Genomic DNA, 11266 nt, shown 5'->3' with positions numbered 1-11266 from the left:
GGGGCTTCGGTCAGATCGCGGAACTGTGTCCGGCCTTGCTCATGTCATAGGCGTCGAAACTGCGGGCGATCATGCGGGTCAGGGGACGGGCCGCGACAGGGATGCTCAAAATGCCGTCAGCCATATGCAGGATGCCGGGAAACTGGGCGGTCGCCCGGTCGAACAACTGCTGCACCTGCGCTTGGGTGACACCGAAACGCGTCTGCAATTCGGCACTGTCGATGCGGAAATCACACATCAAGGCTTCGATCATCCGGCTGCGCAGCTTGTCCTCGGCAGAGAAGGCATGCCCTTTCGAGACCGAGAAGCGCCCCTCGCGGATAGCCCCTGTATGGGCCCCGGTGGCAGGCGCGTTCTGCGCATATCCTTGCGGAAACTTCGAGATGGACGACGCCCCGACACCGATCAGCACATCGGCAGGGTCATCGGTATAGCCCTGAAAGTTCCGCCGCAGTTTCCCGGCCTTCTGCGCCACGGTCAGACCATCGGTCTGGGTGGCGAAATGGTCGATGCCGATTTCGGCATAGCCATCCCACAGGAACAGCTTGCGCGCCGTCTCGAACAACTCCAGCCGCTCTTCCGGTGTGGGCAGCGCGTCCGACGGGATCATCTGCTGGCGCTTGGCCATCCATGGGACATGGGCATAGCCGTAGAGCGCCACCCGGTCCGGGTTCAGGGACAGCAGTTTCTGTACACTTTCGGTGATCCGCGCGCGCGACTGATGAGGCAGACCGAAAAGGATGTCGGCATTCAGGCTTTTGACACCGCGCGCCCTGATTTCGTTCACGGCATCGCGTGTGATGTCATAGCTTTGCAGGCGTCCGATGGTTTGCTGGATCGCCTCGTCAAAATCCTGCACCCCGATCGAGGCCCTGTTCATGCCGGCCGCCGCCAAAGCATCCAGGCGCGCCGCGTCGATCTCGTTCGGGTCAATCTCGACCGAGAATTCGCCATCCGGGGCCATCGGTGCCACATCAAAGATTGCGCCAGCCAGATCGGTCATCATCGCGGGCGACAAGAGCGTCGGCGTGCCGCCACCCCAGTGCAGGCGTGACAGCCGCACGCCGTCGGGCAGGATCTGACGGAGGAGTGTCAACTCTGCCTTCAGCGTCTCAAGATAGGCGGCTACCGGCGCATCGCTCTGCGTGCCCTGTGTCCGGCAGGCGCAGAACCAGCACAACCTGCGACAAAACGGAACATGCACGTAAAGAGATATATCCGAACTTGGGCTTATTGCCTTGATCCAATTGGAAAAATCCGACGCGCCAATCCCGTTCGAGAAATGTGGCGCGGTGGGGTAACTGGTATACCGCGGCACTTTCGCGTCGAACAGGCCCAGTTTTGCGAGTTGCTTTTTCATCATCATCTGTCTAGTCTTCTGGACATTGGGGAAAAATTCTTTGACCCAGATCAAGTGCGCGAAGTGTCAACATGCTGAATGAGAAAACCGTGTCTCACTCGGTCGAGTGTGGCGATTGCCCTATCAGACACAGAGCGGTTTGCGCGCGTTGCGAAAGCGACGAACTCGAACGGCTGGAAGAGATCAAATACTACCGATCCTTTGAAGCAGGTCAGACCGTGATCTGGTCCGGTGACCGGATGGATTTCGTAGGCTCGGTCGTGACAGGCATCGCAACGCTGACCCAGACGATGGAGGATGGCCGCACCCAGATGGTGGGGCTGTTGTTGCCTTCGGATTTCGTGGGACGTCCGGGGCGTGAAGGTTCGGCCTATGACGTGGTTGCCACCACCGATCTGGTGATGTGCTGCTTCCGCAAGAAACCCTTCGAAGCCTTGATGGAGCGCACGCCCCATATCGCCCATCGCCTGTTGGAGATGACGCTGGACGAGCTGGATGCAGCGCGGGAGTGGATGCTGGTGCTGGGACGCAAGACTGCGCGCGAAAAGATCGCCTCGCTTCTGACGATCATCGCGCGGCGTGACGCGTCGCTGAAACTGCAAACCCCCAAAGGATCCATGGTCTTTGATCTGCCGCTGACCCGGGAGGCGATGGCCGACTATCTGGGCCTGACGCTGGAAACGGTCAGCCGCCAGATTTCAGCGCTCAAGCGGGATGGCGTGATCTCACTACAGGGCAAGCGGCATGTGACCGTGCCGGATTTCGGACGCCTTCTGGAAGAAGCAGGCGACGACAGCGATGGCGGAATGCTGGCCTGACACGGGCCGGATGACGAAAGGCGCGACTGGCAACCGCCAGCCGCGCCTTGTCATTCAATGTGCAAGAAACACCGGGATCTTGGCATGCTCCAGCATGTTGCGCGTGGCACCACCAAGAATCGCCTCGCGGAAGCGCGAGTGGCCGTAGGCGCCCATCACGATCATGTCCGCCTCGACATCCGCGGCATGGCGCATCAGGACATCCGACACGCGCGGCAGTGTCTTGGACAGGACGTCAATTTCGCAATTGACCCCGTGACGGGACAGGTATTGTGACAGCAAGCCGCCGGGATCTGACCGTGTCGGGCTATGAACCGGCGGGTCGATCACCACGATCCGCACGCTATCGGCCTGTATCAAAAGGGGCAGGGCGGTGCGGGCAGCTTCCAACGCCTCGTCGCTTTCGTTCCAGGCCAGCAGAATACGCTGAGGCGCGGTGACGATCTGTCCGGCCTCGGGCACCATCAGGACCGGGGCCGCCCCGTCGAACATCGCGGATTCCAGAATCGGTTCCAGTTCGACGCCGCGTTTTTCCCCATAAGGTTTCGGCAGGATCACCAGATCCGAGAAGCGCGCCCGCTGAGCGACGTGTCGCCCCATATCGGCCAGTTGCGCGACGCCGCTGTCCAGACCCCAGCGCACGTCGCTGGCCTCAAGGATCTTGCGCACATGCGCTTCAACCGCGCGCGCCTCGTCCTGGGCGCGTGTGATCGTCTCTTGCAGGATCAGCGCATTGGCTCCGGCATAGTAGAAGCCGGTCTGCGTGCGATCCAGACCCATGCACAATACGTCCAGATGGGCATCCCAAGCTGTCGCCATGGCGATTGCCTGATCCAGTACGGGACCCGCCAGCGCGGTATCCGTTATCACCGAAAACAATGTCTTGTACGCCATGTCACTCTCCTTTGAAGTCCAGTCATGACCCTCACTACCATGTCGGGACTGCCGCCACTTTGACACGCGTCAAAGACGCAGCGTTCCAGCCTTGACACAGATCAAGGCGATCCAGACCGCAAGACCGCATGACTGGCCCAGTCTGGAGAACCCCCGCGATCAACACGAATCATCGGGACAGGACAAAAGGGACGCAAAATGTTGAATTATATCAAGCTGATCGTGCTTGGCCTTATCACGCTGTTCGCGCTGATTGCGGCCAATTTCGCACGTGACCTGGCCTATCTGGTGAACGCCCTGATCGTGGCGGCCGCAGCGGGCGGGGTCTTTCTCTGGGTCTTGCGAGGGATCGACGAACCCGTCGTGAAGCGCGATCTGTCCGGAGAATACATGGACGGCGTCGTGCGCGCCGGTGTGATCGCCACTGCCGGGTGGGGGGTTGTCGGGTTTCTGGTGGGCGTGATCATCGCCTTTCAGCTTGCTTTCCCGGTGCTCAACTTCGAATGGGCGCAGGGCTATCTGAACTTTGGACGGCTGCGCCCGCTGCATACATCGGCGGTGATTTTCGCCTTTGGCGGCAACGCGCTGATCGCGACCTCGTTCTATGTGGTCCAGCGCACAAGCGCCGCGCGCCTGTGGGGCGGTAACCTCGCGTGGTTCGTCTTCTGGGGCTATCAGCTGGTGATCGTTCTGGCGGCAACCGGCTATCTTCTGGGGGCGACACAGTCCAAGGAATATGCCGAGCCCGAATGGTATGTGGACTGGTGGCTGACCATCGTCTGGCTGGCCTATCTGGCGGTGTTCATGGGCACGCTGGTCAAGCGCAAGGAACCCCACATCTATGTGGCCAACTGGTTCTACCTGTCCTTCATCATCACCGTGGCGATGCTGCATGTGGTCAACAACCTCAGCATTCCGGTGTCGCTCCTCGGTTCCAAGTCCGTGCAGGTCTTCTCGGGCGTGCAGGATGCGATGGTGCAGTGGTGGTATGGCCACAACGCGGTTGGCTTCTTCCTGACGGCCGGTTTCCTTGGCATGATGTATTACTTCGTGCCGAAGCAGGCCGAACGCCCCGTCTTCAGCTATAAACTGTCGATCATCCACTTCTGGGCGCTGATCTTCATCTATATCTGGGCCGGTCCGCACCATCTGCACTACACGGCGCTGCCGGATTGGGCATCGACCCTTGGCATGGTGTTCTCGATCGTGCTGTGGATGCCGTCCTGGGGTGGCATGATCAACGGTCTGATGACGCTGTCCGGCGCATGGGACAAGCTGCGCACCGATCCGATCATCCGCATGATGGTCATCTCGGTGGGTTTCTACGGGATGTCCACCTTTGAGGGTCCCATGATGTCGATCCGCGCGGTGAACTCCTTGTCGCACTACACGGACTGGACCATTGGCCATGTGCACTCGGGTGCGCTGGGCTGGAACGGCATGATCACCTTCGGCGCGCTCTACTTCCTTGTGCCGAAACTGTGGAACCGTGAACGGCTTTACAGCCTCAGCCTTGTCTCCTGGCACTTCTGGTTGGCGACCATCGGCATCATTCTCTACGCCGCCGCCATGTGGGTGACCGGGATCATGGAGGGCCTGATGTGGCGCGAAGTCGATGCCAACGGTTTCCTGGTGAACAGCTTTGCCGACACCGTGGCCGCCAAATTCCCGATGTATGTGGTGCGCGGTCTGGGCGGGGTCATGTTCCTCACCGGTGCCATCATCATGTGCTACAACCTCTGGATGACTGTGAAAAGCGCGCCGGCTGTCAAATCCGCGCACGCCGCAGTCCCGGCTGAATAAGGAGGGCCGGACCAATGGCAATTCTCGACAAACACGCCGTTCTTGAAAAGAACGTCACGCTTTTGGCCATCTTCGCCTTCCTTGTGGTGACTGTGGGCGGGATCGTGCAGATCGCCCCGCTGTTCTGGCTGGAAAACACCATCGAGGATGTAGAGGGCGTGCGCCCCTACTCTCCGCTGGAACTGGCCGGGCGTGACATCTACATCCGTGAAGGGTGCTATGTCTGCCACAGCCAGATGATCCGCCCGATGCGCGACGAGGTGGAACGCTATGGCCACTACAGCCTCGCTGCGGAAAGCAAGTACGACCACCCGTTCCAGTGGGGCTCCAAGCGCACCGGACCGGATCTGGCCCGTGTCGGCGGGCGCTACTCGGACAGCTGGCACGTGGATCACCTGCGTGACCCGCAATCGGTGGTGCCGGAATCCGTGATGCCGAAATACGGCTTTCTGGAAAACCGGCTGATCGATGGCGAGTATATCCAGGACCTTCTGGAAACCCACCGGATGATCGGTGTGCCCTATACAGACGACATGATCGCGAACGCCCGCGCCGACTTTGCGGTGCAGGCCGATCCTGACGGTGACTGGGACGGTCTGGTGGAACGCTATCCCGGCGCGCAGGTGCGCAACTTCGACGCTCAGCCCGGGATTTCCGAGACCGATGCGCTGATCGCCTATCTTCAGATGTTGGGCACGTTGGTCGATTTCTCGACCTTCACGCCCGATGCAAGCCGGTAAGGGGGACGACAGATGGAAACCTATTCCCTTCTGCGCGAATTCGCCGACAGCTGGATGCTTCTTGCGCTGTTCCTGTTCTTTATAGGGGTCGTCCTGTTCGTGATGCGCCCCGGCAGCAGCAAGACCTATCGCGACGTAGCCGATATCCCGTTCCGGCATGAAGACAAACCCGCCGCCGCAGGGGACATACCTGCACGCGCCCGTGACGCCAAGGAGGCGTGAGGACATGGCAAAGCAACCGCAGAAATCCACAAAGAAGCCCGACGTGGACACGACGGGCCACAGCTGGGACGGGATCGAGGAGTTCAACAACCCGCTGCCGCGCTGGTGGCTCTGGACCTTCTACGCCACGATCTTCTGGGCCGTTCTCTATACCATCGCCTATCCGGCCTGGCCGGGGATCAAGGCGGCTACACCCGGCCTGCTGGGCTGGTCTACCCGCGCGAATGTCCAGACCGAGATCGAGGCCGCCGAAGCGGCCAATGCCCAGATCAACACGCAACTGGCCTCGGTCGAACTGACAGCGATCGCCGATGATCCCGAGCTGCGCGGCTATGCCACCTCGGCCGGGGCTGCCGTGTTCCGCACATGGTGCGCACAGTGCCATGGTTCGGGTGCAGCAGGCGTTGCCGCATCCGGCTATCCGAACCTGCTGGACGATGACTGGCTTTGGGGTGGTGACATCGAGGCCATTCATACAACAATCGCGCATGGCATCCGGAACGAGGAAGATCCCGACGCCCGTTGGTCCCAGATGCCTGCCTTCGGCGACATTCTGGCGTCCGAGGAGATCGACCAGGTGGTGAACTATGTCATGTCGCTGTCGGGAACGCCGCAGGATGCGTCCTTGGTCGAAGCCGGGGCAACGGTCTATGCCGACAACTGTGCCTCTTGCCATATGGATGACGGCACGGGTGATCGTGCGCAGGGGGCACCGAACCTGACCGACGCGATCTGGCTCTATGGCGGTTCGCACGAGACGCTGATGCAGACCGTGACCTATTCGCGCTTCGGCGTGATGCCCTCTTGGACAAACCGTCTGAGCGAGGCCGAGATCCGCGCGGTCGCGACTTACGTCCACCAACTGGGTGGCGGCGAGTAACCGCCCACAAGAGACACCCATGGGCGCCACAAACGCCCATGGGTCGGTGCCGACCTTCCGTCCTGTTCGCGCGTTTCCTGGAAGGTCGGCGCCATCTGATCCCGAAACGGCCCATAGCGCAAGTCTGTGGGCCGTTTCGCATCACGGTGCCGTGCTCTCGTGTCGAATAGATACCCCGCAGATGCAATAATTGATGCAGGTCAAGGTTGCCGATCGCCTTCCCTGTGACAAAGGGCAAAACGCAGATCATTGCCGGAGCGATTCCCCCGTGTCCCAGACTGAACCCGAAGTCCCGCCAAGCCTCTATGCCGCACGCGAACCGATCTTTCCGCGTCGTGTCTCGGGCAAGTTCCGCAATCTGAAATGGGTCATCATGGCCGTGACTTTGGGGATCTATTACCTGACGCCCTGGATTCGCTGGGACCGTGGCCCGAACCTGCCGGATCAGGCTGTCCTGATCGACCTTGCCAACCGGCGCTTCTTTTTCTTCTGGATCGAGATATGGCCGCATGAATTCTATTTCATCGCGGGCCTTCTGGTCATGGCCGGGCTGGGGCTGTTCCTGTTCACCTCGGCACTGGGCCGAGTCTGGTGCGGTTATGCCTGCCCGCAGACCGTCTGGACCGATCTGTTCATCCTGGTGGAGCGCTGGATCGAAGGGGATCGCAATGCACGCCTGCGACTGCACCGGCAAGAGAAGTGGGACCTTCGCAAGGCGCGGCTACGACTGACGAAATGGACAAGCTGGTTCCTGATCGGTCTGGCGACAGGCGGGGCCTGGGTGTTCTATTTCACCGACGCCCCCACTCTGGCGCGTGATCTGGTGACGCTGAACGCCCATCCCGTCGCCTATACGACCATGCTGATCCTGACGATGACGACCTTTTTCTTCGGCGGTTTCGCGCGCGAGCAGATCTGTATCTATGCCTGCCCATGGCCCCGCATTCAGGCAGCCATGATGGACGAGGATACGCTGACCGTCGCCTATCGGGAATGGCGGGGCGAGCCGCGTGGCAAGCTGACAAAGGGCGACGCGGCCCAGACGCAGGGCGATTGCATTGACTGCATGGCCTGCGTCAACGTCTGCCCGATGGGGATCGACATCCGCGACGGCCAGCAGATGGAGTGCATCACCTGCGCGCTGTGCATCGACGCCTGCGATGATGTGATGGACAAGATCGGCAAGCCGCGCGGATTGATCGACTATATGGCTTTGACGGACGAGACGGCGGAACGCGCGGGCAGCCAGCCCAAGCCGATCTGGAAGCATGTCCTGCGCCCGCGCACGATGCTTTATACCGCGCTGTGGTCCCTTGTTGGTGTCGGTCTTGTCGTGGCGCTGTTCATCCGCTCGGATATCGAGATGACCGTGGCCCCGATCCGCAACCCGACCTTCGTGGTGCTGTCGGATGGCTCGATCCGCAACACCTATGACGTGCGCTTGCTGAACAAGCAGGGCGAGGACCGGCCGTTCAAGGTCACCGTGGTCGCGGATCAACCGCTTGAGGTCACGCTGGAATCCGTCGAAGGTGATACTGTCATGGTCCCCGCCGACACGACGTTCCTGCAGCGGGTCTATGTCGTTGCCGCGTCCGACAGCGGTGCTGCCAGCAGTGAGCGTGTCGATATCCGCCTCTGGGTCGAGGACCTGACCAATGGCGAGCGCGTCTACAAGGACACCATCTTCAACGGAAGGGATAACTGACCATGACCAAGCAACTGACAGGTCGCCATGTTCTGATGATCTTCTGCGGAGCCTTCGGCATCATCATCGGGGTGAATCTTCTTCTGGCCTGGTCCGCAGTCAGCACCTTTCCGGGGCTTGAAGTGAAGAACTCCTACGTCGCCAGCCAGCAATTCGACGAGCGCAAGGCCGCGCAGGAGGCGCTGGGATGGACGGTCCGCGCCGATGCCGCAGAGGGAGAAGTGATCCTGCGTTTCACGGATGCCCAAGGCTTGCCCGTGCGGGTCGGTGCGCTGGATGCCGTGGTGGGGCGCGCGACGCATGTGGCCGATGACATCCGCCCCGAGTTCATCTTCGACGGTGTGGCCTATGTCGCGCCGGTCCATCTGGCCGATGGCAACTGGAACATCCGCCTGACGGCCCTTGCCGAGAATGGCACCCAGTTCTCGCAACGCGTCATTCTCCACGTCAAACGCTGAGCTGAAAGGTTCGCATCATGACCGCCGCCATTCGCCCCTCGATTTCGGCCTGTCCTGCCTGTGTCGCCGCACCCGGCGCGCAGGCGCTGGCCGAGCAGGGATTGCACAAGGATGCTCGCATTGCGCTGTCATTGCCGACCATCCACTGTTCGGCCTGCATCTCGACAGTCGAGCGCAGTCTGGCCGCCGTCCCGGGCGTCAAGTCGGCGCGCGTGAACCTTACCCTCAAGCGCGCCACCATCGAGGCCGAGGCGGGCGTCACACCCGACCAACTGGTCACGTTGCTGCGGCAAACGGGCTATGAGGCGCATGAACTGGACGCGGGCACACTGTCTCTGACCCAGAATGACAAGGTGGGCCGCGATCTGCTGATGCGCATGGCCGTTTCGGGCTTTGCCATGATGAATGTGATGCTGCTGTCAGTGGCCGTCTGGTCCGGTGCCACTGATGCCACGCGGGATCTGTTTCACTGGATTTCCGCCGCGATCGCGCTGCCCACGCTCGCCTTCTCGGGTGTGCCCTTCTACAAAAGCGCATGGTCGGCCCTGCGGGTGCGCCGGTCCAACATGGATGTCCCGATCGTGACGGCGCTGCTATTGGCTGTGGTTGCCTCGATCTGGGAAACGGCGCTTTCTGGCCATCATGCCTATTTCGACGCCGCCGTGGCACTGGTCTTCTTCCTGTTGACCGGACGCTATCTGGACCACCGCACCCGTGCCATCGCGCGCTCCGCCGCGCAGGAGTTGTCCGCGCTCGAAGTGCCGCGTGCCACCGCGCTGCGGGATGGGGCCGAGGTGGTCATGCCCGTGGCCGACCTGCGCATCGGGGACCTGATCCTCGTGCGGCCCGGCGGGCGGATGCCTGTGGATGGCGTGATCACCGAGGGCCGCTCCGAGATCGACCGCTCTCTCCTGACGGGCGAAACGCTGCCCGTCTTTGCCGAACCGGGCCGTCCCGTCAGCGCGGGCGAGGTCAACCTGACCGGGCCCCTGAGCATTAGGGCCACGGCGGTCGGGCGCGAAACATCGTTGCACCGCATGGCCGATCTGGTGGCCATCGCCGAAAGTGGCCGCTCGCGCTATACGTCGCTGGCGGACAGCACGGCCAAATATTACACACCCGGCGTTCTGTTCCTGTCGATGGCCAGTTTCATTGGGTGGTATCTGTATTCCGCCGACATGCGCACCGCGCTGAACATTGCCGCTGCCGTGCTGATCATCACCTGCCCTTGTGCGCTGGGTCTGGCGGTGCCTGCGGTGACGACGGCCGCTTCGGGCAAGCTGTTCCGCCGGGGCATGCTGATCAAGGACGCCACCGCGCTTGAGCGGCTGGCCAAGGTGGATACGGTCGTTTTCGACAAGACCGGCACGCTCACTGCAGGAACGCCGGAACTGGTCAATCTGAGCGATCACAGCCCCCGTGATCTGGCCATTGCGCTGGCGCTGGCCGAGGGGTCTTCACATCCGCTGTCGGTCTCTCTGGCGGCTGCGGCACGCGCGGCGGGAATCGCGCCCGCACCCATTACCGAACTGACCGAAGTGCCGGGCTACGGCACCAAAGGGCTTTGGCAGGGACAGCCCGTCCGGTTGGGGCGCGCGTCTTGGACAGGGGCCGTGCCGGGGGCCGAGACTGCGGCATGGCTTGCCATCGGAACGGAAACGCCGCGCGCCTTTACCTTCACCGACCGTCTACGCCCCGGCGCTGCCGAGGCGGTGCGCAACCTGATGGCCAAGGGCATACGTGTCCTGCTGATCTCGGGCGACAGCGCCGCCGTTGTCGAGGCCTTGGCCCGGCGTCTGGGCATTCCCGAATGGTTGGCTGAATCCCTGCCTGCGGAAAAGGCCGCCCGCATCACCGCGCTACAAGACGAAGGGCGGCATGTGCTGATGGTGGGGGATGGCCTGAACGATACCGCCGCGCTGACGGCGGCCAATGTCTCGATCTCGCCCGCCTCGGCGCTGGATGCGGCGCGCGTGGCCTCGGATATCGTGTTGCTGGGCAGCGACCTGTCGCCCATTGCCGATGCGGTGACAACCGCCCAATCCGCCGTGCGGCGCATCCGCGAGAATTTCAACATCGCCACTCTCTACAACGTGATCGCAGTGCCGATCGCCATCGCCGGGTTCGCCACGCCGCTGGTGGCCGCTCTGGCCATGTCCTCCTCGTCGATCACCGTGGCCCTCAATGCAATAAGGCTCAAGTGATCCGATGGAAGTCCTGTCCTATCTGATTCCGATCTCTCTGCTGTTGGGCGGTGTGGGGCTTGTCGCCTTCATCTACACCGTGCGCACCAACCAATATGACGACCCCGAGGGCGACGCCCGTCGCATCCTGAACGACGATTGGGACGATCACCCCAAGCCGTGACACGGGGTCCGCGTTGCCT

The 11266-nt window shown here is 61.9% G+C and carries 11 protein-coding genes; 9 read left to right on the top strand and 2 right to left on the bottom strand.

The annotated features are described in order from the left end of the window. Nucleotides 1-10: 10 nt before the first annotated feature. Nucleotides 11-1366 (bottom strand): oxygen-independent coproporphyrinogen III oxidase, encoded by a 1356-nt coding sequence (gene hemN / locus PVW27_RS00760; protein WP_274554600.1) that lies wholly within the window; start codon nucleotides 1364-1366, stop codon nucleotides 11-13. Between the two features lie 65 nt (nucleotides 1367-1431). Between hemN and fnrL the strand changes: the two genes are divergently transcribed. Further along, nucleotides 1432-2178: a transcriptional regulator FnrL gene (fnrL, locus tag PVW27_RS00755; RefSeq protein ID WP_274554598.1), complete on the top strand. Its 747-nt coding sequence runs from the start codon at nucleotides 1432-1434 to the stop codon at nucleotides 2176-2178. Nucleotides 2179-2232: 54 nt separating this feature from the next. Here fnrL and PVW27_RS00750 read toward each other — a convergent pair whose 3' ends face one another. Beyond that, complete coding sequence (locus tag PVW27_RS00750; protein WP_274554597.1) at nucleotides 2233-3072, bottom strand: universal stress protein; 840 nt, start codon at nucleotides 3070-3072, stop codon at nucleotides 2233-2235. A gap of 198 nt (nucleotides 3073-3270) precedes the next feature. Here PVW27_RS00750 and ccoN point away from each other — a divergent pair, with 198 nt between their 5' ends. The 8 genes from ccoN (at nucleotide 3271) to ccoS (ending at nucleotide 11247) form a co-directional block, all read left to right on the top strand. Continuing rightward, nucleotides 3271-4875 carry a cytochrome-c oxidase, cbb3-type subunit I gene (gene ccoN / locus PVW27_RS00745; RefSeq protein WP_274554596.1) on the top strand — a complete coding sequence of 535 codons (1605 nt, stop codon included), beginning with the start codon at nucleotides 3271-3273 and terminating at the stop codon, nucleotides 4873-4875. Nucleotides 4876-4889: 14 nt separating this feature from the next. Continuing rightward, entirely contained in the window at nucleotides 4890-5615 is a 726-nt protein-coding gene (ccoO, locus tag PVW27_RS00740) for a cytochrome-c oxidase, cbb3-type subunit II (RefSeq protein ID WP_274554594.1), read from the top strand. 12 nt (nucleotides 5616-5627) lie between these two features. Beyond that, nucleotides 5628-5837: a cbb3-type cytochrome c oxidase subunit 3 gene (locus PVW27_RS00735; protein ID WP_274554593.1), complete on the top strand. Its 210-nt coding sequence runs from the start codon at nucleotides 5628-5630 to the stop codon at nucleotides 5835-5837. A gap of 4 nt (nucleotides 5838-5841) precedes the next feature. Beyond that, on the top strand, nucleotides 5842-6717 hold the full coding sequence (ccoP, locus tag PVW27_RS00730) for a cytochrome-c oxidase, cbb3-type subunit III (protein ID WP_274554592.1): 876 nt from the start codon (nucleotides 5842-5844) through the stop codon (nucleotides 6715-6717). A 193-nt stretch (nucleotides 6718-6910) separates the two neighbouring features. Further along, nucleotides 6911-8422, top strand: coding sequence for a cytochrome c oxidase accessory protein CcoG (gene ccoG / locus PVW27_RS00725; protein ID WP_432762062.1), 1512 nt, complete (start codon nucleotides 6911-6913; stop codon nucleotides 8420-8422). Nucleotides 8423-8424: 2 nt separating this feature from the next. Continuing rightward, nucleotides 8425-8880, top strand: a complete 456-nt coding sequence (locus PVW27_RS00720) for a FixH family protein (protein WP_274554590.1) — start codon at nucleotides 8425-8427, stop codon at nucleotides 8878-8880. A 17-nt stretch (nucleotides 8881-8897) separates the two neighbouring features. Next, nucleotides 8898-11084 carry a heavy metal translocating P-type ATPase gene (locus PVW27_RS00715; RefSeq protein ID WP_274554588.1) on the top strand — a complete coding sequence of 729 codons (2187 nt, stop codon included), beginning with the start codon at nucleotides 8898-8900 and terminating at the stop codon, nucleotides 11082-11084. Nucleotides 11085-11088: 4 nt separating this feature from the next. Continuing rightward, a complete protein-coding gene (gene ccoS, locus PVW27_RS00710; protein WP_274554582.1) occupies nucleotides 11089-11247 on the top strand; it encodes a cbb3-type cytochrome oxidase assembly protein CcoS in 159 nt (52 codons plus the stop codon). Nucleotides 11248-11266 lie beyond the last annotated feature (19 nt).

It is taken from the genome of Seohaeicola sp. 4SK31 (assembly GCF_028802875.1).
GTDB lineage: Bacteria > Pseudomonadota > Alphaproteobacteria > Rhodobacterales > Rhodobacteraceae > Seohaeicola.
Note: the sequence above shows the minus strand (reverse complement) of the source record. Positions and strands in the feature narration are given on the sequence as shown.